The sequence below is a fragment of the Salinarimonas sp. NSM genome (genome assembly GCF_052380005.1).
Lineage (GTDB): Bacteria > Pseudomonadota > Alphaproteobacteria > Rhizobiales > Beijerinckiaceae > Salinarimonas.
Map to the genome: position 1 here is coordinate 22,606 of NZ_JBQTCJ010000040.1, position 22,332 is coordinate 44,937.

Annotated in this window: 28 protein-coding genes and 1 pseudogene; 23 read left to right on the plus strand and 6 right to left on the minus strand. The window is 75.0% G+C overall.

The features are described 5' to 3' along the window. Positions 1-293: 293 nt before the first annotated feature. From ACTZWW_RS14760 to ACTZWW_RS14790, 7 genes are all read left to right on the plus strand, one after another. Positions 294-677, plus strand: a complete 384-nt coding sequence (locus tag ACTZWW_RS14760) for a hypothetical protein (RefSeq protein ID WP_444781726.1) — start codon at positions 294-296, stop codon at positions 675-677. Positions 678-684: 7 nt separating this feature from the next. Further along, positions 685-1,962: a DNA-packaging protein gene (locus ACTZWW_RS14765; protein ID WP_444781754.1), complete on the plus strand. Its 1,278-nt coding sequence runs from the start codon at positions 685-687 to the stop codon at positions 1,960-1,962. 42 nt (positions 1,963-2,004) lie between these two features. Beyond that, positions 2,005-3,165: a phage portal protein gene (locus ACTZWW_RS14770; protein ID WP_444781727.1), complete on the plus strand. Its 1,161-nt coding sequence runs from the start codon at positions 2,005-2,007 to the stop codon at positions 3,163-3,165. Beyond that, positions 3,162-3,395, plus strand: a complete 234-nt coding sequence (locus tag ACTZWW_RS14775; RefSeq protein ID WP_444781728.1) for a hypothetical protein — start codon at positions 3,162-3,164, stop codon at positions 3,393-3,395. Before ACTZWW_RS14770 ends, ACTZWW_RS14775 begins: the two co-directional genes overlap by 4 nt. Beyond that, on the plus strand, positions 3,392-3,541 hold the full coding sequence (locus ACTZWW_RS14780) for a hypothetical protein (RefSeq protein ID WP_444781729.1): 150 nt from the start codon (positions 3,392-3,394) through the stop codon (positions 3,539-3,541). The genes ACTZWW_RS14775 and ACTZWW_RS14780 overlap by 4 nt, the downstream gene beginning before the upstream one ends. Next, positions 3,538-4,128: an HK97 family phage prohead protease gene (locus ACTZWW_RS14785; protein WP_444781730.1), complete on the plus strand. Its 591-nt coding sequence runs from the start codon at positions 3,538-3,540 to the stop codon at positions 4,126-4,128. Before ACTZWW_RS14780 ends, ACTZWW_RS14785 begins: the two co-directional genes overlap by 4 nt. 201 nt (positions 4,129-4,329) lie before the next feature. Further along, positions 4,330-5,577 (plus strand): phage major capsid protein, encoded by a 1,248-nt coding sequence (locus tag ACTZWW_RS14790; protein ID WP_444781731.1) that lies wholly within the window; start codon positions 4,330-4,332, stop codon positions 5,575-5,577. Between the two features lie 2 nt (positions 5,578-5,579). Here ACTZWW_RS14790 and ACTZWW_RS14795 read toward each other — a convergent pair whose 3' ends face one another. Both ACTZWW_RS14795 and ACTZWW_RS14800 read right to left on the minus strand, forming a co-directional pair. Further along, positions 5,580-6,458: a S1 family peptidase gene (locus ACTZWW_RS14795; protein WP_444781732.1), complete on the minus strand. Its 879-nt coding sequence runs from the start codon at positions 6,456-6,458 to the stop codon at positions 5,580-5,582. 59 nt (positions 6,459-6,517) lie between these two features. Further along, positions 6,518-7,276, minus strand: a complete 759-nt coding sequence (locus ACTZWW_RS14800; RefSeq protein WP_444781755.1) for a S1 family peptidase — start codon at positions 7,274-7,276, stop codon at positions 6,518-6,520. 43 nt (positions 7,277-7,319) lie between these two features. Here ACTZWW_RS14800 and ACTZWW_RS14805 point away from each other — a divergent pair, with 43 nt between their 5' ends. Genes ACTZWW_RS14805 through ACTZWW_RS14835 form a run of 7 tightly spaced genes read left to right on the plus strand, consistent with a single transcriptional unit; the run spans position 7,320 to position 10,308 of the window. After that, complete coding sequence (locus ACTZWW_RS14805; RefSeq protein WP_444781733.1) at positions 7,320-7,886, plus strand: head-tail connector protein; 567 nt, start codon at positions 7,320-7,322, stop codon at positions 7,884-7,886. A gap of 4 nt (positions 7,887-7,890) precedes the next feature. After that, positions 7,891-8,226: a phage head closure protein gene (locus ACTZWW_RS14810; RefSeq protein WP_444781734.1), complete on the plus strand. Its 336-nt coding sequence runs from the start codon at positions 7,891-7,893 to the stop codon at positions 8,224-8,226. Next, the gene (locus tag ACTZWW_RS14815) at positions 8,223-8,642 is read left to right on the plus strand and encodes a DUF3168 domain-containing protein (RefSeq protein ID WP_444781735.1); all 420 of its coding nucleotides are present in this window, start codon (positions 8,223-8,225) and stop codon (positions 8,640-8,642) included. Before ACTZWW_RS14810 ends, ACTZWW_RS14815 begins: the two co-directional genes overlap by 4 nt. Before the next feature lie 25 nt (positions 8,643-8,667). Beyond that, on the plus strand, positions 8,668-9,078 hold the full coding sequence (locus ACTZWW_RS14820) for a phage major tail protein, TP901-1 family (RefSeq protein ID WP_444781736.1): 411 nt from the start codon (positions 8,668-8,670) through the stop codon (positions 9,076-9,078). 31 nt (positions 9,079-9,109) lie between these two features. Next, positions 9,110-9,487, plus strand: a complete 378-nt coding sequence (locus ACTZWW_RS14825) for a gene transfer agent family protein (RefSeq protein WP_444781737.1) — start codon at positions 9,110-9,112, stop codon at positions 9,485-9,487. Further along, positions 9,484-9,708, plus strand: coding sequence for a phage tail assembly chaperone (locus ACTZWW_RS14830; RefSeq protein ID WP_444781738.1), 225 nt, complete (start codon positions 9,484-9,486; stop codon positions 9,706-9,708). The genes ACTZWW_RS14825 and ACTZWW_RS14830 overlap by 4 nt, the downstream gene beginning before the upstream one ends. A 6-nt stretch (positions 9,709-9,714) precedes the next feature. After that, the gene (locus tag ACTZWW_RS14835) at positions 9,715-10,308 is read left to right on the plus strand and encodes a phage tail tape measure protein (RefSeq protein ID WP_444781739.1); all 594 of its coding nucleotides are present in this window, start codon (positions 9,715-9,717) and stop codon (positions 10,306-10,308) included. Positions 10,309-10,312: 4 nt separating this feature from the next. Here ACTZWW_RS14835 and ACTZWW_RS14840 read toward each other — a convergent pair whose 3' ends face one another. Beyond that, complete coding sequence (locus ACTZWW_RS14840; RefSeq protein ID WP_444781740.1) at positions 10,313-10,555, minus strand: YdcH family protein; 243 nt, start codon at positions 10,553-10,555, stop codon at positions 10,313-10,315. Positions 10,556-10,686: 131 nt separating this feature from the next. Here ACTZWW_RS14840 and ACTZWW_RS14845 point away from each other — a divergent pair, with 131 nt between their 5' ends. Beyond that, complete coding sequence (locus ACTZWW_RS14845; RefSeq protein WP_444781741.1) at positions 10,687-11,322, plus strand: phage distal tail protein, Rcc01695 family; 636 nt, start codon at positions 10,687-10,689, stop codon at positions 11,320-11,322. A 1-nt stretch (position 11,323) separates the two neighbouring features. On the opposite strand, the gene ACTZWW_RS14850 is transcribed toward ACTZWW_RS14845, so the two are convergent. Further along, on the minus strand, positions 11,324-11,686 hold the full coding sequence (locus ACTZWW_RS14850) for a hypothetical protein (RefSeq protein ID WP_444781742.1): 363 nt from the start codon (positions 11,684-11,686) through the stop codon (positions 11,324-11,326). A 321-nt stretch (positions 11,687-12,007) separates the two neighbouring features. On the opposite strand from ACTZWW_RS14850, the gene ACTZWW_RS14855 reads away from it, so the two are divergent. From ACTZWW_RS14855 to ACTZWW_RS14875, 5 genes are all read left to right on the plus strand, one after another. Continuing rightward, on the plus strand, positions 12,008-12,880 hold the full coding sequence (locus ACTZWW_RS14855) for a DUF2163 domain-containing protein (RefSeq protein WP_444781743.1): 873 nt from the start codon (positions 12,008-12,010) through the stop codon (positions 12,878-12,880). Then, positions 12,877-13,368 (plus strand): peptidase P60, encoded by a 492-nt coding sequence (locus ACTZWW_RS14860; RefSeq protein WP_444781744.1) that lies wholly within the window; start codon positions 12,877-12,879, stop codon positions 13,366-13,368. The genes ACTZWW_RS14855 and ACTZWW_RS14860 overlap by 4 nt, the downstream gene beginning before the upstream one ends. A 243-nt stretch (positions 13,369-13,611) precedes the next feature. Continuing rightward, entirely contained in the window at positions 13,612-17,535 is a 3,924-nt protein-coding gene (locus ACTZWW_RS14865; protein WP_444781745.1) for a baseplate multidomain protein megatron, read from the plus strand. Positions 17,536-17,816: 281 nt separating this feature from the next. After that, the gene (locus ACTZWW_RS14870; RefSeq protein ID WP_444781746.1) at positions 17,817-19,298 is read left to right on the plus strand and encodes a DUF2793 domain-containing protein; all 1,482 of its coding nucleotides are present in this window, start codon (positions 17,817-17,819) and stop codon (positions 19,296-19,298) included. 23 nt (positions 19,299-19,321) lie between these two features. After that, a complete protein-coding gene (locus tag ACTZWW_RS14875; RefSeq protein ID WP_444781747.1) occupies positions 19,322-19,531 on the plus strand; it encodes a hypothetical protein in 210 nt (69 codons plus the stop codon). Between the two features lie 42 nt (positions 19,532-19,573). Here ACTZWW_RS14875 and ACTZWW_RS14880 read toward each other — a convergent pair whose 3' ends face one another. Together ACTZWW_RS14880 and ACTZWW_RS14885 are read right to left on the minus strand one after the other, a co-directional pair. Continuing rightward, entirely contained in the window at positions 19,574-20,275 is a 702-nt protein-coding gene (locus ACTZWW_RS14880; RefSeq protein ID WP_444781748.1) for a cytochrome b/b6 domain-containing protein, read from the minus strand. Then, the gene (locus tag ACTZWW_RS14885) at positions 20,275-20,571 is read right to left on the minus strand and encodes a PepSY domain-containing protein (RefSeq protein ID WP_444781749.1); all 297 of its coding nucleotides are present in this window, start codon (positions 20,569-20,571) and stop codon (positions 20,275-20,277) included. The genes ACTZWW_RS14880 and ACTZWW_RS14885 overlap by 1 nt, the downstream gene beginning before the upstream one ends. Before the next feature lie 133 nt (positions 20,572-20,704). Here ACTZWW_RS14885 and ACTZWW_RS14890 point away from each other — a divergent pair, with 133 nt between their 5' ends. From ACTZWW_RS14890 to ACTZWW_RS14900, 3 genes and pseudogenes are all read left to right on the plus strand, one after another. Further along, positions 20,705-21,049 carry a PepSY domain-containing protein gene (locus tag ACTZWW_RS14890; protein ID WP_444781750.1) on the plus strand — a complete coding sequence of 115 codons (345 nt, stop codon included), beginning with the start codon at positions 20,705-20,707 and terminating at the stop codon, positions 21,047-21,049. A gap of 1 nt (position 21,050) precedes the next feature. Then, positions 21,051-21,716: a response regulator transcription factor gene (locus tag ACTZWW_RS14895; RefSeq protein WP_444781751.1), complete on the plus strand. Its 666-nt coding sequence runs from the start codon at positions 21,051-21,053 to the stop codon at positions 21,714-21,716. Continuing rightward, positions 21,713-22,332: pseudogene (locus tag ACTZWW_RS14900) on the plus strand (sensor histidine kinase); the annotation flags it as partial. The gene ACTZWW_RS14895 and the pseudogene ACTZWW_RS14900, both read left to right, overlap by 4 nt.

Below are 22,332 nucleotides of genomic sequence, written 5' to 3' on the forward strand. Positions count from 1 at the left end.
CTATGCAAAAATTCCGAAGCTGTCTCCATTGTGCCGGAGAGAGCTGCGCCATGCCAGGGTTGACATCCCCTGGTGGCGTAAAAGTCCCAGTCTTCCGCGAATCGTGCTTGACAGCGTAACGTTGAACAGCTATGAATTGAGCACGGTCGATGAATGCGTTCGTCGCCTTCAGGCCCTCGATTCAAGCGCTTCGGATGCAACCGGGGCGCTTTTTTCGTGCGCGGGCCCCGCCGCCGCGACGCTCCCCGGAGCCGGGGTGATTCGGCCCGCCGGCTGCAACTGAGGATCAATCGATGGCTGAGGACCGGCGCATGGGGACGCGCGTCGGCGAACCGGATGTGGCTCGTCTCGCGGCGGGCCTGCGCCGGTTCGTCTCGGAGCGGCTCGACGCCTTCGCCTGCTCCCGGGAGCGTCACGACCCGAGGACGACGGCCCGCGCGGTGGGCGATCTCACCCGCTGCCTGAAGGAGCTCGTCGCGCTCGAGCGGGTGCTCGGCGCGCGCGGCGCGGCCAGCGGGGAGGACGAGGATGACGACGGGCGCGACGGCGGCTTCTCGGGCGACGGCGCGCCGGCACTGGCCGCCGGAGCGGCACCTCGGCTGGCTGATCTCGTTGCGGGGGAGGTTGAGCGCCTGCACGAGCCCGCGCGAGCGCGAGGCGATCTGGACGCGGTATAGCCCGCGGCTGCGGCGCTATGTGGAGGGGAGCCGGCGCGCGCCGGCCTGGGCGCTCGCCGCGCGGGAGGACCAGCTGCCGCCGGCGGCGGCGCGGGACGGGTCGGACTGGACGATCTGGCTCGTGCTCGGCGGGCGCGGCGCGGGCAAGACGCGCACCGGCGCGGAATGGGTGCGCGGCATGGTGCTCGGTGCCCCTTGGCTGACCCGCCGGCGCATCGGCAAGATCGCCCTCGTCGGCGAGACCTTCGCAGACGTGCGCGACGTGATGATCGACGGACCGTCCGGGCTGCTCGCCATCCACCCCAAGCGTGAGCGGCCGATCTGGACGGCGACGCGCCGGAGGCTCGAATGGCCCTCGACGGGCGCGGTGGCGCTCGCCTTCTCGGCGGAGGATCCCGAGGCGCTGCGCGGGCCGCAGTTCGAGGCGGCCTGGGCGGACGAGCTCGGCAAGTGGCGGCACGCGGACGCCACGTGGGATCAGCTGCAGTTCGGGCTTCGGCTCGGCGAGCGGCCGCGGGAGGTAGTGACGACGACGCCGCGCACGATCCCCCTCGTGCGCCGCCTCGTCGCCGACCCGCGCGTGGCGCTCAGCCGGGCCGCGACGGAGGCGAACCGGGCGAACCTGGCGCCGTCGTTCCTGCAGGCGGTGGTCGATCGCTATGCGGGCACCCGGCTGGGGCGCCAGGAGCTCGACGGGGAGCTGATCGAGGATCGCGCGGACGCGCTCTGGACCCGCGCCGGGATCGAGGCCGCGCGGGAGGATCGCGCGCCGGCGCTGCGGCGCATCGCGGTGGCGGTCGACCCGCCGGCGACGTCGCGCAAGGGCGCGGACGCCTGCGGCATCGTCGCTGCCGGAATCGACGCGGCGGGCGTGTGCCACGTGCTGGCCGACGAGAGCGCGCCGGGCCTGCGCCCGGAAGCGTGGGCGTCGCGGGCGACGATGCTCTACCGGCGGCTCGAGGCGGACGCCCTCGTCGTCGAGGTGAACCAGGGCGGCGAGATGGCCGCGGCCGTGATCCGCGAGATCGACCCGGGCTGCGCAGTCGTCTCGGTGCGCGCGACCCGCGGCAAGCACATGCGCGCCGAGCCCGTGGCCGTGCTCTACGCACAGGGCCGCGTGCGGCACGCCGGCGCGTTTCCCGCGCTCGAGGACGAGATGGCGGATTTCGGGCCCGAGGGTCTGAGCGGCGGGCGCTCGCCCGACCGGCTCGACGCGCTGGTCTGGGCGATCACCCACCTGGCGCTCGGCCCGAAGCCGGCGAGCCCGCGGATACGGATCGTGTGACCCCCTCTCCCGGTCGGGCGAGGGGAGCGAGGAGACCCCCTCATGAAAGCGCTCATCCAGACCCTGGCGCGGCTCGCCGCGCCGGGGCAGAAGGCGTCGCGCGCCGGGGCGGCGGTGGCGTTCTATCATGGCGGGCGCCCGGTCTGGACGCCGCGGGACTACGCCGCCTTCGCCCGCGAGGGCTACCAGAGGAACGCCGTCGTCCATCGCTGCGTGCGGCTCCTCGCCGAGGCGGCGGCGTCGCTGCCGCTGACCCTCGTCGAGGCCGGGCGGGAGCGGCCGGCGCATCCGCTCGTCGACCTCCTGCGTCGGCCCAACCCGCGCGAGGAGGGAGGACGCTTCCTCGAGAGCGTCTACGGGCACCTGCTCGTGTCCGGCAACGCCTATGTCGAGGCCGCCGCCATCGACGGCGCGCCGCGGGAGCTCCACGCGCTGCGGCCCGACCGGATGCGCGTCGTGCCCGGCTCCGACGGCTGGCCGATCGCCTGGGAATACCAAGTCGGCGCGCGCACGGTGCGGTTCGCGCAAGGGGCGGAGGGCATCGCGCCGATCCTGCACCTGAGCTGCTTCCACCCCACCGACGACCATTACGGCCTCTCGCCGATGGAGGCGGCCGCGGGCGCGCTCGACATCCACAACGCGGCCTCCGCCTGGAACAAGGCGCTGCTCGACAACGCCGCGCGGCCCTCCGGCGCCCTCGTCTTCAGCGGGGACGCCAACGTGTCCGACGCGATCTTCACCAAGCTCAAGGCGGAGCTCGAGGAGACCTACCAGGGCGCGCGCAACGCCGGGCGGCCGATGCTGCTCGAGGGCGGGCTCGACTGGAAGCCGCTCGCGCTCTCGCCCAAGGAGATGGACTTCGTCGAGGCCAAGGCCGCGGCGGCACGCGAGATCGCGCTCGCCTTCGGCGTGCCGCCGCTGCTGCTCGGCCTGCCGGGCGACGCGACGCACTCGAACTACGCCGAAGCCAACCGCGCCTTCTACCGCCAGACGGTGATCCCGCTCGCCAAGCGCACGGCGCAGGCGCTGGCCTCCTGGCTGGCGCCGGCGTTCGGTGCGGACCTCGTGCTCGAGCCCGATCTCGACGCCATCGAGGCGCTCTCCGAGGAGCGGGAATCGCTGTGGCGGCGCGTCTCGGCGGCCGCGTTCCTCACCGACGACGAGAAGCGCGAGGCCGTGGGCTACGGACGGAGGGGGGCGTGAGCGGCGAGGCCGTGACGTCCCCGCCCGTGCCCGGCGTCGCGGACGTGCTCCAGCGGCTGCTCGGCGCGGTCGCCGAGCGCGGCGACCTCGCGCTCCTCGCCTGGGCGCTCGCCGCCTCCTTCTTCGCGCTGATGCTGCTGCGCGAATCCGCCTCGGCGAGCCGGCGCTTCGACGCCTTCGTGCGCGAGCTCGCCCGTTTCAACCGCCGTTTCTCGGGAGACGACAGATGACGAGGATCCTCAAGACCCTGGTGCGCCGCACGGCGCCGCCGCCCGACCCGGCGCAGGCGACGATGCGCACCTTCGTGCGCACGCTGGCCCGCCTCGCCGCGCCACGCGCGGAGGGCGGCCGGCCCGCCACGGAGGCCGCGCGATGACGGCGCTCGCCTTCGTGAGCGGCGCGGCCGCGAAGGGCATCGGGCGCGGCGCGCCGGAAACCAAGCTCCTGCCGGCCAAGCCCGACATCGTCGACGAGAGCGGGATCTTCGAGGGCTACGCCAGCGTCTTCGGCGTGACCGATCTCGCCCGTGACGTGGTCCAGCCCGGCGCCTTCGGCAAGAGCCTCGCGGTCCGTGGGGCGCGGGGCGTGCGCATGCTCTGGCAGCACGATCCGGCCGAGCCGATCGGCACCTGGCTGAAGCTCGAGGAGGACGCCCGCGGGCTTCGCGTGCGCGGGCGGCTCAACCTCGCGGTGGGCCGCGCGCGGGAGATCCACGCGCTGATGCGCGAGGGCGCGATCGACGGGCTCTCGATCGGCTACCGGGTGACCAAGGCCGCCGCCGAGCGCGGCGGCCGCCGGCGGCTCCTGCACGAGGTCGACCTGTGGGAGATCTCGATCGTCACCTTCCCCATGCTCCCCGCCGCGCGCGTCGCGATGGTGAAGGGTGCTCCGCCGACGCTGGCGCAGGCGATCCGCCGCGCCGCGAAGAAGCTGTTCCCCGGCCACGCCCCCGCCGCGGCGTGAGTCTCCCGCCCCGTTGGGGCGGGGACGATCCGCGAAGCGGATCAGGGGCGGGGTCCCCCGGCTCGACGCGTGGAGGTTCGGCTTCGCCGAAGCGCGCCTTTCGGCGCACCCCCTCCGTCTCGTCGGCTTCGCCGCCTGTCCACCTCCCCCGATGGGGGCGGAGCGTGCGCCGACATCTCCTGTCACAGAGGACATCCCACCATGCTCGACACCCGAGATCCCATCATCGAGACCAAGTCCGCGGACGCGCAGGCCGCGTTCGCCGAGTTCGCGCGGGCCTTCGAGGCCTACAAGGAGGAGAACGACGGGCGGCTCGCGGCGCTCGAGACGCGCGGGCGGGTCGACGTGCTCGTCGACGAGAAGCTCGCGCGCATCGACGCGTTCCTCGACGAGCAGAAGGCGCGCTCGGACCGGCTCGCGCTCGCCCGCCAGCGCCCGCCGCTCGCGGGCGAGGAGAAGGGCCGCGATGACCCGCTCGGCGCCGAGCACAAGGCCGCCTTCGAGCTCTACGTCCGCTCCGGCGAGAGCGCGGGCCTCAAGCGGCTCGAGGAGAAGGCGCTCTCGGCGGGCTCGGGGCCGGACGGCGGCTATCTCGCGCCGCCGCAGGTGGAGCGCGAGGTGATCCGGCGGCTCTCCTCGCTCTCGCCGATCCGGGCGATCGCGTCGAACCGCACCATCTCGGGCGGTCTCTACAAGATCGCCCACGCGACCACCGGCGCCGCCTCGGGCTGGGTCGCGGAGACCGCGGCGCGACCGCAGACGGACGGCCCCGGCCTGTCCGAGCTCTCCTTCCCGGCGATGGAGCTATACGCCATGCCGGCGGCGACGCAGACGCTGCTCGACGACGCCATCGTCGACATCGACCAGTGGATCGCTGACGAGGTCGAGACCGCCTTCGCCGAGCAGGAGGGCGCGGCCTTCGTCGCGGGAGACGGCGTCGCCAAGCCGCGCGGCTTCCTCGACTACGACGCGGTGGCGAACGGCTCGTGGTCGTGGGGCAACCTCGGCTTCGTGGCGAGCGGCGCGGCGGGCGCCTTCCCGGCCTCCGACCCGTCGGACGTGGTGGTCGACCTGATCTATGCGCTCAAGAGCGGCTATCGCCAGAACGCGTCCTTCGTGATGAACCGCAAGACGCAGGCCGTGCTGCGCAAGTTCAAGGACGCGCAGGGGCACTATCTCTGGCAGCCGCCGGCGGGGCCCGGCCAGGCCGCGAGCCTGATGGGCTTTCCCGTGGTGGAGGCCGAGGACATGCCCGACATCGCGGCGGGCGCCGACGCGATCGCCTTCGGCGACTTCAAGCGCGGCTATCTCGTGGTGGACCGCGCGGGCGTGCGCATCCTGCGTGACCCGTATTCCGCCAAGCCCTACGTGCTGTTCTACACGACGAAGCGCGTCGGTGGCGGGGTGCAGGACTTCGCGGCGATCAAGCTCCTGCGCTTCTCGGCGTAACGTCAGTTCGCGCCGAGCCAGGCGTCGCGCGTCTGCGGGGTGATGTCGAGGGGCTCCGCCGGCGCGGAGGGCACGGCACGATCGAGATCGCGCACGCGCGCCGCGATCCAGCGCACGTGGGGGGCGATCGGCGTGATGGCGGTCAGACCCCCGCAGGCGGCGCCGCGCGCGCCGGCGAAGGCGCCCGACGACCAGGAGATGATCCCGTCGAGGCGGTACGTGCCGGGATCGCCCGAGAGCAGCGGACCGCCGGAATCGCCCTGGCAGGCGCCGGCGCCCTCCTGCTCGCCGAGCCGTTCCGGATCGGCGGCCATGACCATGCGGTTGCCGAGCCGCGCCTCGCCCATGACGACGACGTAGGTGAAGCGCAGGGTGCGCGCGGTGGACTTGGCCCGGTAGCGCGTCGTGCCGAAGCCGGCGATGGTGGCGTCGTCGCCGGGGCGCGGCATCTGCGCGGCGGCGACGTCGAAGGGGCGGAAGTCGGGGCCGAGCCGCCGGTCGAGCTTGAGCAGGGCGAGATCGACGCCGGGCTGCTCGCGCGGCGGGATGCCGGGCTGGAAGCTCGGGTGCAGCACGCTCGCGGAGACGCCGAGATCGACGCGGCGAAAGCCGTAGTCGAGCGCGAAGACGCGGTAGTTCACCGGCTCGAGCACGCAATGCGCTGCGGTGAGCACGACGTCGTCGCGCACGAGGACGCCGGTGCACAGCTCGCCCTCGGAGCTCTCGATGCGCACGATGCCCTCGCGCAGGCCGTCGGTCGCATCGGCGGCGCGGCCGCGGGTAATGGCCTCGGCCGGACCTGCCGCGACGAGCGCGGCCGCGATCGCCGCCGCGAGGGCGACGAGGGCGAGGACGGGACGCGGGCGCGGGCGGAGCGGCATGGCGGCACTGTGCGGCGGCGCCCGGCGGTCCGCAAGCGCGGGAGACGACGCAGCCGGCCTCATCGCCAGGCGGCCTCGCGGCTCCAGCCGGCGAGCGTCGCGTCGATGAAGCCGCGTTGGGGGCCGACGAGAACGCCCTGGCTGATGTCGCCGCACGCGGCGCCGTTCGCGCCGCGCGTCCACGACGTGACCGCGATGACGGCGTCGGCGCGGACGATCGGCCCGCCCGAATCGCCGTGGCAGCCGCCGGCGCCGGCGCCCGATAGCCAGACCAGGATCGAGGACGGGCCGTAGGGCTCGACGACGGACAGGCGCGCGCGCCGCAGCCGGCCGCCGGTGAGGCGCCCCGCCTCGCCCTCCTGGGAGATGCCGTAGCCGAGGAGATCGAGCGCCTCGCCGGCCCCGGCGGTCGTATCGACGAGCGTCGCGGCGCGGAAGGGCGGCGGCAGCGGCTCGGCCAGGCGCACGAGCGCGAGGTCGATCGAGCGCCGGCGCGCTTCGATGGCGCCCGCATCGTAGCCGGGATGGACCGCGATCGCCGCGACCTCGGCCAGGATGGGCGCGCCGGACGGATCGCGCCAGTGCGCACGGTGGGCGTCGGCCGCGGTGACGCAGTGGGCGGCGGTGAGGACCACGTCCGGCGCGAGCACCACGCCCGAGCAGGCACCCCCGCCGGAGGACAGGATCATCAGGGTGGAAGCGGCGAGCGGCCCGGTCTCGGGTGCGCCGCCGACGACCGCGCGCGCCGGCGCGGGGGCTACCGCGATCAGGAGAAGGGACGCCGCGAGGGCGGCCCCGAAACGACGACACACCGACATCGAACGCCGCACGGCCACCAGCTCCAGCCTTCGGAGAGCAGACATGACCCCCCTATACCTCGCCGGCCCCGCCGTCGAGCCCGTCGGCGTGCCCGAGATGCGGGCCTTCCTGCGGCTCGAGCACGCGGACGAGGACGCGCTCGTCGGCGCGCTGCTGCGCGCGGCACGGCTCGTGGTGGAGGCGACGACGCGGCTCGTCCTGATCGAGCAGTCCTGGCGCATCGCGCTCGCGCGCGTCCCCGAGGACGGCGTCGTGCGCCTGCCGCTCGCGCCGATCCTCGCCGTGAGCGAGGTGCGCGCCTTCGACGCCGCGGGCGTCGCGAGCGTCGTGCCCGCCGCCGACTGGCGGCTCGAGCGGCGTGCGGACCCGGCGCGGATCGTGCTCTCGGGCGCGGCGCTGGAGGCGCAGGACGGCATCGAGATCGACCTCGCCGCGGGCTTCGGCACGAGCGCCGAGGCCGTGCCGGCGCCGCTCGTGCAGGCGATCCGACTGCTCGCCGCCCACTGGTTCGAGAACCGCGGCGACGGGCCGCCGCAGACCGAGCGGGCGAGCCTGCCCCTCGACGTCGCCGCCCTGATCGCGCCCTACCGGCGCCTGCGGATGGGGTGAGCCGATGAGGACCGCCCGCACCCGGATCGGCGCCCGCAGGCGCCTGTTCACCCTCGACCTGCCGCAGGAGACGCCCGACGGCTTCGGCGGCGTCGTACGCAGCTTCCAGCCGGGCCCGCGTCTGTGGGGGGCGATCGAGGCGCTGGCGCTCGACGAGCGCGAGCGCGCCGGCCGGCCGGAGGAGGCCGTGACGCACCGGGTGCGCCTGCGCCACCGCGCCGATCTCGACGGGCGCATGCGGCTCACCCTCGGCGCGCGCCGCTTCGCCGTGCGCGCCGCGACCGATCCGGACGGCACCGGCCGCGAGACCGTGTGCCTGTGCGAGGAGATCAAGCCGTGAGCGCGCCCGGGCCCATCCTCGCCCTGCGCACCGCGATCCTCGCGGCGCTCGCGGGCGACGTCGTCCTCGCGGATCTCTTCGGCGGGACGATCCGCCTCCACGACGAGCCACCCCGGGGCGCGGCGCCGATCTACGCGCTGTTCGGCCGGGTGATCGCCCGCGACGCCTCGAGCGAGGGCGTCCGGGCGCACGCCCAGGAGGCCGACATCGTGGTATGGTCGCGCCCCGGCTCCGTCGCGGCGGGCCTCGCGGTCGCCGACCGCATCTCCACGCTGCTCGACGACGCCGACCTCGCGCTCGCGGGCAACCGCCTGATCCGCCTGCGCGTCACCGAGAGCGGCGCCACGCGCGACCCCGGCAGCGGCGCCGCGCGCGCCTGGCTGCGGCTCTCCGCGCTCACCGAATCCATCAGCTGAGGACGACGAGGAAGGACGACGAGACATGGCCGCGCAGAAGGGCAAGGACCTCCTCATCAAGATCGACGACGGCACCGGCGCCTTCGTGACGCTCGCGGGCCTGCGGGCGCGCCAGATCGCGCTCGGCGCCGACCTCGTCGACGTGACCAACGCCGAGAGCGCCGGGCGCTGGCGCGAGCTCCTGGCGGGCGCCGGCGTGCGCCGCGCCGCGCTCTCGGGCGCTGGCGTGTTCCGCGACGAGGCCTCGGACGCGCTGATGCGCGCGGTGTTCTTCGCCGGCGAGATCCGCGCCTACCAGGCGATCGTGCCGGATTTCGGCACGCTGACCGGGCCGTTCCAGATCGTCTCGCTCGAGTATCGGGGCGAGCACGCCGGCGAGGTGACCTTCGACGCGGCGTTCGAATCGGCGGGCGAGATCGCCTTCTCGGCGCTCTGACGGCGAGGATGCGAAAGGGGAGACTGTACCTATGGCCAACGCACGACGGGGGGACGTCGCCGTCGCGATCGACGGGACGACCTACACGCTGAGGATCACGCTCGGCGCGCTCGCCGAGCTCGAGGACGCGCTCGCGGCGGAGGATCTCGGCGCGCTCGCGGCGCGGCTCGCGGACGGGCGGCTGAAGGCGCGCGACCTCGTGGCGATCCTCGGCGCCGCGCTGCGCGGGGGCGGGCATGCGCTCGCCGACGCGGACGTCGCGGCGCTCGCGCTGGAAGAGGGCGTCGAGCCCGTCGCGCGGGCGGCGATGGAGTCGCTGGCGCGGGCGTTCGGGGCCGGGGAGGGGGAAGTCGGAGATGCGAGGGGAGGGGAGGTCGGCACGGCGCGCCCTCCGGCGGCGCGGGGGTGAGCGCGCCCTCCCGCGCCATCGACGCGCAGGCTTTTCCCTGGGATGCGGCACTCGCCGCCGCGCTGGGCCCCGTCGGCTGGACGCCCGACACGTTCTGGCGGGCGACGCCGCGGGAGCTGGCGGCGGCGCTGTCCGGGCGCGGATTCGGCATTCCCGACGCGCCCTCGCGCGCGACGCTCGCCGCCCTGATGGCGGCGCATCCAGACGATCGCACGGAGTGAACGACGATGCTCGGCGACGACGACGTCCCCTTCGCACGCCCCCTGATCCCGCCCGAGCGGGCGCGGGAGATCGAGCGGCTGACGCAGCTCACGAATCGGCTCGGGGCCAGCTTCACGGCGACCTTCGCCCGCGGCGTCTCGGAGGGGCGGCGATTCGACGAAATCCTGCGCCAGATGGGCCGCTCGCTGATCGACATCGGGCTGAGAGCCGCGCTCGCGCCGCTGCAGCAGACGCTCTCGCGTGGCGTCGCGGGGCTGCTCGGGGGCATGCTCGGCGCGGGGCTCGGCGGTGGTGGCCGCACGTTTCCGCCGCTGCCGCCGGTGCGCGCCTTCGCCAAGGGGGGCGTCGTCGCGGCGCCGACCTGGTTCCCGCTCTCCGGCGGGCTCGGCCTGATGGGCGAGCGGGGGGCGGAGGCGATCCTGCCGCTCGCCCGCGGCCCGGACGGGCGCCTCGGCGTGCGCGGCGGCGCGGGCGAGGGCGCCGCGCCGACGATCGTCGTCACCATCCAGACGCCGGACGCCGAGAGCTTCCGGCGCTCGGAGGCGCAGGTCTCGGCGGCGCTCGCCCGCGCGGTGGCGCGCGGGCGGCGCGCGTCGTGACCGCTCAGGCGGCGGTCGACAGCATCGCGGCGATCTCGTCCTTCAGCACGAGACGCTTGCGGCGCAGGTCCTGCTCGACCTCGTCGGAGGTCGGCTCGACGCGGGTCTCGATGCGGTGAATCGTGCGGTTGAGCTCATGATACTCGTCGGCGAGCTTCGCGAAATGGGCGTTCTCCTGCTTCAGCGCATGGATGCGCTCCGCGGCCTCGGGGAACTCCTCGGCGAGCTCGTGGGGGACATGGCTCATCGTGCTTCCTTCCTTCTCGTTCGAGCGACCGCCGCTGCGGCCCTCCTGCCCCGATCTGGCCCGAGATCGCCGCGTCGCGCTTTGCGAAAGGTCAATCCGGCCGCTTCCGGCGGGCTTTCGGAGACTGCTCCATGGACGATTTCCACGAGGTCCGCTTCCCGCTCGACGTTGCGCTCGGCAGCCGCGGCGGGCCGACGCGCCGCACCGAGATCGTGACGCTGGCGTCGGGCCGCGAGCACCGCAACGCCCGCTGGGCGCACTCGCGCCGGCGCTTCGAGGCGGGGCTCGGCGTGCGCACGCTCGACGCGCTCGACGCGGTGATCGCCTTCTTCGAGGAGCGCCGCGGCCGCTTGATCGGCTTTCGCCTGCACGACCGGACCGACTGGAAGAGCGGCAAGCCGTCCGCCGGGCCGGCGCCGGGCGACCAGGCGCTCGGCGTCGGCGACGGCGCGCGCGTCGCCTTCCAGCTGGTGAAGACCTACGGCGGCGCGCACGATCCCTACGTGCGCACCATCGCCAAGCCCGTGGCCGGCAGCGTGCGGGTGGCGGTGGCCGGCACGGCGCTGGTCGAGGGCGCCGGCTTCTCGGTCGACACCACGACGGGCCTCGTCACGCTCGCCGCGCCGCCGGCCCCGGGCGCGGCGGTGACGGCGGGCTTCGCCTTCGACGTGCCGGTGCGCTTCGACACCGACACGCTCGAGATCGACCTGCGGGCGTTCGCGGCCGGCGCGGTGCCGGAGATCCCGCTCCTGGAGATCGTGCCGTGACTCAGGTCGGCGTGAAGACGGCGGGGTTGGAGTGCCCGTCGTGCGCCCCGCCCGGCATGGCGACCGCCCAGGCGACGGTCACGTTGAGCTGCCGGCCTTCGGTGTAGCCGGTGACCGAGATGGTCCCCGTTCCGTTCGTGCTCTGCCCGGACAGCGCGAGGTACAGCGCGTTCGGGTCGTTGGGATCGGCCAGCCAGACGCCGGCGAGATTGCCCGCCTTGACGCCGCCCGTGGTCGACCAGGAGAGGGTGCCGGTCAGCGTCGTCCCGCCCGGGCTCTGGCCCGCGAGGGTCAAGGTGCCGTTGGCGCCGGTCGCGATGCTGGTGCCGGACCAGCTCCCGTTGAGATCGATCTGCGCAGTCATGTCGCTCCCCTTCGGCTCTCTCGTCCGCCCGCGATGACGAACGGAGAGCACCCTAGAATGACCAACTCTCATTGTATTCAACAAATGTGCCACTATGAGACGGCATGACCGAGTTTCAACCCACTTCGAGTGCCGGTCACCCGGTCCCGCGACGCGGATGATCGGTGCGCGTGCTTTCGCGCAGCTTCGCCGCCAGCGACGTTGTGTCGTCTGCTTTCGATCCGACGCGAACGCGACCACGATCATGCGCTTCTGCCACGGCGGCCGCGACGACGAGCGCCTCTTCGAGCGGCGCTGAGCCGAACGCGAGAGGCCCTTTCCATGCGCACCATCCCCCCATCCCTCGCCGCCCGCATGGGCGGCGGGGCGACGACGCTCGCGCGGTGCTGGCGGGTGACGCGCACCGACGGCGTCGTCGCCGGCTTCACCGATCACGACCGCGACCTCGCCGTCGAGGGCACGACCTTCCGCGCCGCGAGCGGGCTCGAGGCGGCGGAGGCGGCCTCCGAGCTCGGCTTCGCGGTGGGTGGCGGCGAGGTCGCCGGCGCCCTCGTCTCCGCGGGGCTGACGGAGGCGGACCTCCTCGCCGGCGTCTGGGACGACGCGCGCGTCGAGGTCTTCCTCGTCGACTGGCGCGCGCCGGAGCACCGCATGCGGCTCGGCGTCGGCGCGATCGGCGAGGTGCGCCGGGCGGACGGCGCCTTCGTGGCCGAGCTGCGCTCGCTCATGCACCGGCTCGACGAGGAGCGCGGGCGGCTGTTCCGGGCGAGCTGCTCGGCCGATCTCGGGGACGCGCGCTGCCGCGCCACGGCGGCGCCGGTGGCGGCGGTGGTCGGCGCGAGCGACGGCGCGCTGTCCGTGACCGCGGCCGCGCTCGCCGGCTACGTGCCGGAGCATTTCGCCCATGGGCGCCTCGTCTTCACCGCGGGTGCGAACCAGGGCTTCGCCGTCGAGGTGCGGGCACACCGGCCCGGCGGCGTGCTCGATCTGTGGCGCCGTGCGCCGCGCCCGATCGCGCCGGGCGACGCCTTCACGGTGACGCCGGGCTGCGACAAGTCCTTCGAGACCTGCGCGGCGAAATTCGCCAACACCCACAATTTCCGCGGCTTTCCCCACATGCCGGGCAACGACTTCGTCCTGCGCATGCCCCGGCAGGGCGAGCCCGGCCTCGACGGCGGGAGCCTGTTCCGATGAGTTCGGATCTCGCCATGCGCATCGTCGCCGAGGCCCGCGCCTGGATCGGCACGCCCTACGCGCACCAGGCCTCGCTGAAGGGGGTGGGCTGCGATTGCCTGGGCCTGCTGCGCGGCGTCTGGCGCGGGGTGATCGGCACCGAGCCGGAGGCGCCGGCGCCGTACGCGCCGGACTGGGCGGAGGCCGGCGGCGAGGACGCGCTGATGCGCGCGGCGACGCGCTGGCTCGTGCCCGCGGAGGGGATCGAGACGGGCCGGGTCCTCGTCTTCCGCTGGCGGGACGGCCTGCCCGCCAAGCACTGCGCCATCGCGACCGCCCCCGACGCGATGATCCAGGCCCACGACGGCGCCCGCGTCTGCGAGGTGACGATCCCGCCGTTCTGGCGGCGCAGGCTGGCGGGCGTGTTCGGATTTCCACCGCCGCGTGGCGGTCTCGCGCGCGATAAAGGGCGCGCGGGTGTTCCCCTCTCCCTCGTGGAGAGGGGCTAGGGGTGTGGGGCGATCCGGTGAGGCGCCGCCGGTCGAGGCAACGCATCGCCGGCATAGGCCGCGTCGGCGGCGAGCGAGTTCTGCACGCCCCACACCCCCGGCCCCTCTCCACGAGGGAGAGGGGAGACCGTCGCGGTCGTCCTCGCGGGCGCGCGTCGTGGCCGCCGGTGCCCCCATCCTCGCCGTCGTCCTCCCCTGCGTGGAGGTGGGGTCGGCGGGCTGCATCGATCCTGGAGGTCTCCCATGGCCACCCTCGTCCTGCAAACCGCCGGTGCCGTCGTCGGCGGGTTGGTCGGCGGGCCGTTCGGCGCGATGGTCGGGCGGGCGCTCGGCGGGCTCGCCGGGGCGGCGATCGACGGCGCGATCTTGTCGTCGCTCGAGGGGGAGAGCACGCGCACCGTCGTCGGCCCGCGGCTCACCGAGATGCCCGGCCTCGCCTCCACCGAGGGTGCGCCGATCCCGCGGGTCTACGGGCGCGCCCGCATCGGCGGGCAGGTGATCTGGGCGACGCGGCTCGAGGAGGAGACGCGCGTCACCATCCACCGCGAGCCGAAGCGCGGCGGCAAGTCCTCCGGTGGCGGCCGGTCGAGCACGACGCGGGAGGTGACCTACGCCTACTACGCCAACCTCGCCATCGGCCTGTGCGAGGGGCCGATCGCCTTCGTGCGGCGCGTCTTCGCCGACGGGCGGGAGATCGACCTCGCCGGCATCACCATGCGCGTCTACACGGGCGACGAGGTGCAGGCGCCCGATCCGCTGATCGTGGCGAAGGAAGGCGTCGCCCCCGCCTATCGCGGGTTCGCCTACGTCGTCTTCGAGCGCCTCGCCCTCGAGCCCTTCGGCAACCGCATTCCCCAGCTCGCCTTCGAGGTCGTGCGCGGCGGCAACGCGCTCGGGGAGGCGATCCGCGCCGTGTGCCTCATCCCCGGCGCGACCGAGTTCGGCTACGAGCCGGCCCCGGTGCGCCAGGCGCTCGGCCTCGGCGAGACGAAGCCCGACAACCGCCACCAGCTCCAGGCGACGAGCGACGTCCTCGCCTCCCTCGACCAGCTCCAGGCGCTGTGCCCGAACCTCTCCCACGTCTTCCTCGTGGTCAGCTGGTTCGGCGACGACCTGCGGGCGGGGAGCTGCACCATCGCGCCCCGCGTCGAGATCGCCGCGAAGGACACCGGCGAGACGCCCTGGGCGGTCGCCGGGCTGGAGCGGGCGAGCGCGCGGGTGGTCTCCACCTCGGGCGGGCTGCCGGCCTACGGGGGGACGCCGTCGGACGCGAGCGTGGTGCGGCTCATCCGGATCCTGAAGCAGCGCGGGCTCGCCGTGACGCTCTACCCCTTCCAGATGATGGACGTCCCCGCCGGCAATGCGCTGCCCGATCCCCGCACCGGAGCGATCGGCCAACCGCCCTATCCATGGCGCGGGCGCATCACCTGCGATCCCGCCCCCGGCCGCCCCGGCTCGCCGGACGGGTCGAGCCTCGCGGCGGCGCAGGTCGCCGCCTTCTTCGGCACCGCGCAGGCCTCGCACTTCGCGCCCGCGGACGAGGGCGTGATCTACACCGGGCCCGAAGAGTGGACCCTTCGCCGGCAGATCCTGCACTACGCCGCGCTCGCGCAGGCGGCCGGCGGCGTCGACGCCATCGTCATCGGGACCGAGCTGCCTGCGCTGACCCGCGTGCGCGCCGGCCCCGGGGGCTACCCGGCGGTGGATGCGCTCTGCGCGCTGGCCGCCGAGGTGCGCACGCTCGTGGGTCCGGGCACGAAGATCACGTACGCCGCCGACTGGACCGAGTACGGCGCGCACGTGCGCGACGGCGGGGCGGAGGTGCGCTTCCCGCTCGATCCGCTCTGGGCGCACCCGGCGATCGACGCGATCGGGATCGACTGGTACCCGCCGATCTCCGACTGGCGCGACGAGCCGAGCCACCTCGACCAGGGGGAGGCGCGCGGGGGGCTCGATCCGGACTATCTCCACGCGAGACTTGGGGCCGGCGAGGCGTTCGACTGGTTCTACGCGGACGCCGCCGCCCGTGCGGCGCAGGTGCGCACGCCCATCGCGGATGCACTGGGCGACGACTTCGCCTTCCGCGCCAAGGACCTCGTCGGCTGGTGGTCGAGCCCCCACCGCGAGCGCGTCGGCGGCGTGGTCGCCGGTCAGACCGCCTACGTGCCGGGGGGAAAGCCGATCTGGCTCACCGAGATCGGCGTGCCGGCGGTCGACAAGGGTCCCAACGGGCCCAACGTCTTTCCCGACCCGAAATCCGCCGAGAGCGCCTACCCGCCGTTCTCCGCCGGCGCGCGCGACGACCTCGCGCAGGCACGCGGCGTCGGTGCGATCCTGCGGCGGTTCGACCCGCGCGTGCCGGGGCACGAGCCGGCGCACAACCCTCTCTCGGCTTCGAGCGGCGTGCGGATGATCGACCCCGACCGCATGGCGGTCTGGGCCTTCGACGCGCGGCCCTTCCCCGCCTTCCCCGAGCTGACCGGCGTGTGGTCCGACGGCGCGAACCACGAGACCGGGCACTGGCTCAACGGGCGGCTCGAGGGCCTGCCGCTCGACGAGCTGATCCGGCGCGTGCTGGCCGAGCTCGGCGTCGATCTCCCCGTCGAGACCGATTGCGACGGCTTCGTCGACGGCTTCGTGATCGACCGGCCGATGTCCGCGCGCGAGGCGCTGGAGCCGCTGCTGCGGCTGTTCTCGGTCGACGCCGTGGAGCGCGACGGCGCGCTCGCCTTCGTCGGGCGCGGCGCGCGCGCGGTCGCGACGATCGCGGCGCACGAGCGGGTGGAGGAGGGGGAGGGCGCGCTCGAGCGGCGCGTGCGGGCGCAGGAGACGGACCTGCCGGCCGAGATCGAGCTCGCCTTCACCGACGCCGCCGGCACCTATCGCCGCGCGACGGTCGCCTCGCGCCGGCTCGCCGGCGGCAGCCGGCGGCTCGCGCGCGTGGAGACGGCGGCCGTGCTGCGCCGGGCGCAGGCCCGCGGGCTCGCCGACGTGATGCTGCAGGACGCCTGGTCCGGCCGCGAGGGCCTGACGCTTTCGGTCTCCCCGCGGCGCGTCGACCTCGAGCCCGGCGACGTGATCGCCGCGCCCGGCGGCGGGCTCTATCGCATCGGGCGGATCGTCGACGCCGCCGCGCGGCGCATCGACGCGCGCGCCGTCGAGCCGACGCTGTTCGCCGCGCCCGCGCCGAAGGGGGCGATCGTCGCCCGCGCGGCGCCCGCGACGTTCGGGCGGCCCTTCGCGCTCGTCCTCGACCTGCCCGCGGCGCTCGGGGACCCGACGGTGCTCTCCTTCGCCGCGATCCACGCCCGGCCCTGGCCCGGCGCGATGACGATCTGGCGCTCGGGGGACGGCGCGTCCTTCGAGCCGTTCGACGTCGCCGCGGCGCCCGCGCAGGTGGGCGAGACGCTGTCGCCGCTCGCGCCCGGGCCGCTGTGGCGCATCGACGAGGCGGGCGTTCTGGACGTGCGCGTGGCGACGGGGGCGGTCACGAGCGTCTCCGATCACGCGCTGCTGGAGGGGGCGAACCGCTTCGCCCTGCGCGCACCCGACGGGAGGCTGGAGATCATCGGCGTCGGGACGGCGGAGCTGACGGCCGAGCGGACCTACCGGCTCTCGCGGCTCCTGCGCGGCCTCGCCGGGTCGGAGCCGGCCGCCGCGCTGGGGCTGCCGGCGGGGAGCGCGCTGGTGCGGCTCGACGAGGCGCTCGTGCCGCTCGCCCGTGCGCCGAGCGACCTCGGCCGCACCTGGCGCTGGCGCATCGGCCCCGCCGACCGCGACCACGCCGACGACGCCGTCGTCGAGATCGTCGCCACGGCGGGACCCGCGGCCCTCCTGCCGCTCGCGCCGGTCCACGCGTCGGCGCGGCGCACGGGGGAGGGTATCGCGCTCGCCTGGGTGCGCCGCGCCCGGCTCGACGCCGACGCCTGGGATCCGGTCGACCCGCCCCTCGGCGAAGCGATGGAGGCCTGGTGCGTCGAGATCCTGTCGGCGGGCGGGGCGGTGGTCCGCACGCTCGCCGCGACCTCCCCGCAGGTGCTCTATCCCGTCGCCGACGAGCTCGCCGACCACGGTGGGCAGCAGCCGACGCTCACGGTGCGCATCGCCCAGGAGAGCGCCCTCGTCGGCCCGGGAACCCCGCTCGTCGCGACGCTCGCCGTGCGCTGACGCTCCGGCACTGCTCCGCCGCGGGTTCGCGGTCGCGGCTCACCGAGAGCGGCATCGCCGCCCTCCCCACCCTCCGGCCTTCGGCCTCCGTCCTCCCCTTCGGGGAGGAAGCGGGTTGCGGCTCGCATCCGCCGTTCGCGCCATCCGCGACCTCCCGTCCTCCCCGGAGGGGAGGAGTCCGCGCCTCGGCGCGGGCGGTGGGGCCGTTCGGACGTTCTGGCGCGCCGTCTCTCGGCGCTCACCGCTCGCGGCCGCGGGCTCCACCGAGATCGAGGATCCCCATGACCACCACACCCCACCTCGCGCTGCCGCTGATCGCGGCGGCGCAGGCGATGAAGCACGTCACGCACAACGAGGCGCTGGCGCGGCTCGATGCGCTCGTCCAATGCGCCGTCGTGGCCGAGGCGGAGGATGCACCCGCGGAGCCCGAGGCGGGCGCGCGGCTCCTCGTCTCGGCGATGCCGGCGGGCGCCTTCGCCGGGCAGGCGGGGGCGATCGCGCTCTACGATGCGGGTGTGTGGCGCTTCCTCGTGCCCCGGGCCGGGTGGCGGGTCTACGTCGCGGCGACGGACACGCTCCTCGTCCACGACGGCACGGCCTGGCGGCCGCTCGCGGACTTCGTCCCCGTGCCCGAGGAACTGCCGCGGCTGGGCATCGGCACCGCGCCGGATGCGCTGAACCGCCTCGCCGCGAAGCTCAACGCCGCCCTCTTCGCCGCCCTGACGGTGACCGAGGGCGGCACGGGGGACCTGCGCTTCGTGCTCAACAAGGAGGGCGCGGGCGCGACCGTCTCGCAGCTCTACCAGTCCGGCTTCGGCGGGCGGGCCGAGACCGGGCTGATGTCGGACGACGACTTCCGCATCCGCGTCTCCGCCGACGGCGCCACCTGGCGCGACGCCGTGCATCTCGAGGCGGCGACGGGGGCCGCGCGCTTCCCCGGCGGGTTGCCGGGCCTCGCGGGCGGCTGGCGCAACCTCCTGATCAACCCGCACCTCGCCGTGAACCAGCGCGGGTTCGCCGGAGGCGCGCTGGCGGCGGGCGCCTACGGCTTCGACCGCTGGAAGGCGGGGGCCGGCGGCGCCACGCTGTCGCGGGCCTGGGAGGGGACCATGACCCTCGAGGGCGCGATCGAGCAGGTCATCGAGGCGCCCGATCTGCGCGGCGAGACCGTCACGCTCTCCGTCGAGGACCCGTCGGCCGCGCTCGACGTCGCGATCGGCGCGGACCCGCATTGGGCGAGCGGCGGAATCGCGGCCGGTGCCGGGCGCCGGGGCGTCGCGCTGCAGGTGCCCTGGGAGGCCTTCGCGGACGTGACCGTGCGGATCTCGGCTCCGGCCGAGGCGACGTTCCGGCGCGTGCAGCTCGAGGTCGGCAACGTGCCCGGCGCGTGGGAGCGCCGGCCGATCGCCGTCGAGGAGGCGCTGTGCCGGCGCTACTTCTGGATGGCCGGCCTCGACGCCGGGAACCGCACGATCGGCACGACGGCGGGCCTCGACGACACCCACCATCAGGCGCTGGTGACCTTCCACGTCGCCATGCGCGCGCAGCCGACCTGCGTGCCGAGCGGTGCGGGCGACTTCGCGCTCGCGGTCGACGACGCCACCGGGTGGGCCGAGCGGACGCTCACGCTCCTCGAGTTCCTGGAGGCGAGCCGCGAGGCGGCGCGCTTCCGCCTGTCCACGGGGATCGTCACGCCCCGCGGCCGCGCCGGCCACTGGCGCGCCTACGGCTCCGGGCGCCTGCCCTTCGATGCCGAATTGTGATGCCGCAACCGAAGGAGATCCACATGACCGAGACCAAGACCCCGCTCGCCAGCCGCACGGTGTGGGCCAACATCGTCGGGCTCGCCGCCCTCGTCCTGCCGCTCGCGGGCTTCGACGCCGCCGCGCTCGACGCCGACCGCCTGGCGGAGGCCGGCGCGACCCTCGTCGCGGCGGCGAGCTTCATCGCGTCGAGCGTGTTCCGCGTGATCGCGACGCGCCGCCTGCGCGGCTGAGGCGGGGCGGGACCGACGGCTGCCCGGCCGCGGGCGGGCGCGTCACGCCCGCTTGCGGCCGGTGATCATCGCGCCGACGAGGTTCTCGCGGTGGGCGAGCCCTGCGGCGGCGACACCGGCGAGGTGGAGGAGGACGAGGGCGAGCGTCAGGTTCGCCAGCACCTCGTGCGCCTCGCCGACGAGGCTCTCCTCGCCCCGCCCCCCGTCGCGCTCGCCGGCCTCCCCCGCGTCGTCGTCGGCGAGCGCCGGGGCGACGAAGGCGGGCAGCGCGAGCGTCGGCAGGACCTCGACCTGCGCCAGGACCGGCGCGAGCGGACCCTCGCCCTCCTCGATCGCGAGCCGCGCGACACCCGTGCCGGCGGTGCCGAGCACGCACAGGAGGAGCGCCACCGTCATCGCGCCGCCCGCAGGGCTGTGCCCGACGTGGCGCGGGGCGGTGCCGGTGGCGAGCCCCCTCAAGTAGAGCAGGACGGCGCCGGGGCCCGTGACGAAGCTCGAGAAGCGTGCGTTCCGCGCCCCGACGAATCCCCAGACGATCCGCACCGTCACGATCGCCAGCGCGGCGTAGCCTGCGACCTGGTGCACCGAGAGCGGCTCGCCCTCGGAGAGATACGCCACGAGGAACGCCGCGGCGAGGCCCCAATGGCCGAGGCGCACGAGCGGGTCCCAGACCCGCACCGTCGCCCCCGTCCCGGAGGCGGCGCCCGCCGCCTCCGGTCCGTCGATCTGCGCGTCGGCCGCCATCAGTCGCGCTCCCGATGCAGGATCTCCGCCGTGCGCGGATGCACCTTCATCTCGTAGCGCACGCCGTCCTCGATGATGTAGACCTCGTAGACGCCGTCGTCGGCCTCCACCTTCGAGACGCGTCCGCCGTTCGCCTCGAGGCGCTGCGTCAGCTCGCCGATGGAGAGCCAGTCGGCGGCGGGAACGTCGTCGCCGCGGTCGTCGTCCCCGTTGGACGAGGCGAGCGCCGGGCCGGCGAGGAGAGCGAGCGCGAGCGCGCCGGCGGCGAGGGCGAGGGAGGAGCGAGCCTTGATCATGCCTGTGGTCCTTTCTCGTTGCGCGCCGTCGGGGTCTCCCGCGGCGTCGAGCGGACCATGGCGCATCACCGCTGATGGCCGGCTGACGCCCGGCGTCAGCGTCCCGTCAGCGAATGCGGCGCAGCATCGGCCGATGGCCTCCAGACCCCTCCACGCCACTCTCGTCGCGAGTCTCCTCGGCTGCCTCCTCGCGCTGGCCCCCGCGTTGGTGGCCGCGGACGAGCACCGCTATTCCGACGACGACGACCATGTCGCCGCCCGCGAGGCGGTGCGCCGCGGGGACGCGCTGCCGCTCGCCGACATCCTCGCCGCCATCCCGCCGCGGTACGCCGGCCGCGTGATCGACGTCGAGCTCGAGCGCGAGGACGGGCGCCTCGTCTACGAGCTCACCCTCGTCGCGGCGGACGGGCGCGTGCGCGAGCTCGTCGTCGACGCCGCCAGCGCGCGGGTGCTCGAGATGGAGGTCGACGAGGACTGACATGCGCGTGCTCTGTGTCGAGGACGACCCCCGCATCGCGGCCGACGTCGGCGCCGCCCTCACGGCGGCCGGCTTCGTCGTCGACGTCTCCCGCGACGGCGAGGACGCCTGGTTCCGCGGCGACACGGAGGACTACGCGCTCGTCGTGCTCGACCTCGGCCTCCCGGCGCTCGACGGCCTCTCCGTGCTCGAGCGCTGGCGGGCCGCGGGGCGGACGATGCCCGTCCTCGTGCTGACCGCGCGCGGCTCGTGGGTGGAGCGTGTCCGGGGCATCGACGCGGGCGCCGACGACTACCTGCCCAAGCCCTTCCGCATGGAGGAGCTCGTCGCGCGCGCTCGTGCCCTGGTGCGCCGTGCCGCCGGGCACCCGGCGCCGGCGATCGTCGTGGGCGACCTCGTCGTAGACCCGCGCCGCACCAGCGTCAGCCGCGCCGGCGCGCCCGTCTCGCTCTCCCCGCTCGAATACAGGCTGCTCGCCTACCTGGCGCACCATCGCGGGCGCGTCGTACCCGCGGGCGAGCTGATGGAGCAGCTCCACGGCGACGACGACGCGCGCGACCAGAACGCGCTCGAGGCGCTCGTAGCCCGGCTGCGCCGCAAGATCGGCCCGGCCGTGATCGAGACGCGTCGGGGCTTCGGCTACACGATCCCGGACGACGCGGGATGATCCGCTCGCTGCGCACGCGCCTCGTCGCGGCGGGGCTGGCCTCGATCGCGCTCGCGCTGGCGCTGTCCGCGGCGGGCCTCTCGCTGCTCTTCGAGCGGCACGTCGAGCGCCGGCTCGTGGCGGAGCTGACGGTGCAGCTCGACCAGCTCGTCGCCGGGCTCGATCGCGGACCCGACGGCGGGTTCGCCGTCGTGCGCCAGCCCGGCGATCCGCGCTTCGCGCAGCCGCTCTCGGGTCTCTACTGGCAGGTCGAGATCGCCGGCGCGGAGCTGCGCGCGCGCTCGCTGTGGGACGAGCGCCTCGCGCTCCCCGTCGACGAGGTCCCGGACGGCGCCGTGCACGTCCACCGCCTCCCGGGTCCCGCCGACGCGACGCTGCTCGCCGTCGAGCGCCGGGTGACCCTGCCGCCGCGCCTCGGCGAGGCGCGCGCGCGCGTCGCGGTGGCCCTCGACCGCGCCGAGGTGGCCCGCGCGACGGCCGCCTTCCGCGCCGATCTCCTCCCCTACCTCCTCGTCGTCGGCCTCGTTCTGGCGCTCGCCAGCGTGGCGCAGGTGGCCGTTGGCCTGCGCCCGCTCGCCCGCGTGGCGAGCCGCGTCGCGGCGGTCCGGGCGGGGAC

Bases quoted from the DNA above. Each gene is read 5' to 3' on its own strand.
- ACTZWW_RS14795 (WP_444781732.1), bottom strand. From the start codon at position 6,458: ATGCCGCTCCGCCCGCGCCCGCGTCCCGTCCTCGCCCTCGTCGCCCTC.
- ACTZWW_RS14840 (WP_444781740.1), bottom strand. From the start codon at position 10,555: ATGAGCCATGTCCCCCACGAGCTCGCCGAGGAGTTCCCCGAGGCCGCG.
- ACTZWW_RS14770 (WP_444781727.1), top strand. From the start codon at position 2,005: ATGAAAGCGCTCATCCAGACCCTGGCGCGGCTCGCCGCGCCGGGGCAG.
- ACTZWW_RS14805 (WP_444781733.1), top strand. From the start codon at position 7,320: ATGACCCCCCTATACCTCGCCGGCCCCGCCGTCGAGCCCGTCGGCGTG.
- ACTZWW_RS14855 (WP_444781743.1), top strand. From the start codon at position 12,008: ATGCGCACCATCCCCCCATCCCTCGCCGCCCGCATGGGCGGCGGGGCG.
- ACTZWW_RS14875 (WP_444781747.1), top strand. From the start codon at position 19,322: ATGACCGAGACCAAGACCCCGCTCGCCAGCCGCACGGTGTGGGCCAAC.
- ACTZWW_RS14890 (WP_444781750.1), top strand. From the start codon at position 20,705: ATGGCCTCCAGACCCCTCCACGCCACTCTCGTCGCGAGTCTCCTCGGC.
- ACTZWW_RS14845 (WP_444781741.1), top strand. From the start codon at position 10,687: ATGGACGATTTCCACGAGGTCCGCTTCCCGCTCGACGTTGCGCTCGGC.
- ACTZWW_RS14885 (WP_444781749.1), bottom strand. From the start codon at position 20,571: ATGATCAAGGCTCGCTCCTCCCTCGCCCTCGCCGCCGGCGCGCTCGCG.
- ACTZWW_RS14865 (WP_444781745.1), top strand. From the start codon at position 13,612: ATGGCCACCCTCGTCCTGCAAACCGCCGGTGCCGTCGTCGGCGGGTTG.
- ACTZWW_RS14790 (WP_444781731.1), top strand. From the start codon at position 4,330: ATGCTCGACACCCGAGATCCCATCATCGAGACCAAGTCCGCGGACGCG.
- ACTZWW_RS14820 (WP_444781736.1), top strand. From the start codon at position 8,668: ATGGCCGCGCAGAAGGGCAAGGACCTCCTCATCAAGATCGACGACGGC.
- ACTZWW_RS14895 (WP_444781751.1), top strand. From the start codon at position 21,051: ATGCGCGTGCTCTGTGTCGAGGACGACCCCCGCATCGCGGCCGACGTC.
- ACTZWW_RS14800 (WP_444781755.1), bottom strand. From the start codon at position 7,276: ATGTCGGTGTGTCGTCGTTTCGGGGCCGCCCTCGCGGCGTCCCTTCTC.
- ACTZWW_RS14850 (WP_444781742.1), bottom strand. From the start codon at position 11,686: ATGACTGCGCAGATCGATCTCAACGGGAGCTGGTCCGGCACCAGCATC.
- ACTZWW_RS14870 (WP_444781746.1), top strand. From the start codon at position 17,817: ATGACCACCACACCCCACCTCGCGCTGCCGCTGATCGCGGCGGCGCAG.
- ACTZWW_RS14780 (WP_444781729.1), top strand. From the start codon at position 3,392: ATGACGAGGATCCTCAAGACCCTGGTGCGCCGCACGGCGCCGCCGCCC.
- ACTZWW_RS14835 (WP_444781739.1), top strand. From the start codon at position 9,715: ATGCTCGGCGACGACGACGTCCCCTTCGCACGCCCCCTGATCCCGCCC.
- ACTZWW_RS14760 (WP_444781726.1), top strand. From the start codon at position 294: ATGGCTGAGGACCGGCGCATGGGGACGCGCGTCGGCGAACCGGATGTG.
- ACTZWW_RS14860 (WP_444781744.1), top strand. From the start codon at position 12,877: ATGAGTTCGGATCTCGCCATGCGCATCGTCGCCGAGGCCCGCGCCTGG.
- ACTZWW_RS14825 (WP_444781737.1), top strand. From the start codon at position 9,110: ATGGCCAACGCACGACGGGGGGACGTCGCCGTCGCGATCGACGGGACG.
- ACTZWW_RS14810 (WP_444781734.1), top strand. From the start codon at position 7,891: ATGAGGACCGCCCGCACCCGGATCGGCGCCCGCAGGCGCCTGTTCACC.
- ACTZWW_RS14785 (WP_444781730.1), top strand. From the start codon at position 3,538: ATGACGGCGCTCGCCTTCGTGAGCGGCGCGGCCGCGAAGGGCATCGGG.
- ACTZWW_RS14880 (WP_444781748.1), bottom strand. From the start codon at position 20,275: ATGGCGGCCGACGCGCAGATCGACGGACCGGAGGCGGCGGGCGCCGCC.